Below are 305 nucleotides of genomic sequence, written 5' to 3'. Positions count from 1 at the left end.
AAATCAGCTGCTCTGCCAATTGAGCCACATCGGCATATCAATGGGACCAATAGGGCTCGAACCTATGACCCTCTGCTTGTAAGGCAGATGCTCTCCCAGCTGAGCTATGATCCCATGATAATTTAATTAAGCAATCAACACTAAGTGTTTCCTGCAAGCGACCCGAATGGGACTCGAACCCACGACCTCCGCCGTGACAGGGCGGCGCTCTAACCAACTGAGCCATCGGGCCTTATTTAAAGGCATTTCATGTACCTTCAAAACCACATACAAATTTAAATCTTTACTCCATCCATTCTTCCTTA

At 46.9% G+C, this 305-nt stretch carries 2 tRNA genes; both read right to left on the bottom strand.

Annotated features, from left to right (window positions below):
- Positions 1 to 41: 41 nt before the first annotated feature.
- Positions 42 to 114, bottom strand: a tRNA-Val gene (locus PGU50_RS05880).
- A gap of 44 nt (positions 115 to 158) precedes the next feature.
- Positions 159 to 232, bottom strand: a tRNA-Asp gene (locus PGU50_RS05875).
- Positions 233 to 305 lie beyond the last annotated feature (73 nt).

This window comes from Coprococcus sp. AM11-30B, assembly GCF_027674365.1.
Classification (GTDB): Bacteria; Bacillota; Clostridia; order Lachnospirales; family Lachnospiraceae; genus Allocoprococcus; species Allocoprococcus comes.
This window is presented reverse-complemented; position numbering and strand designations above follow the sequence as displayed.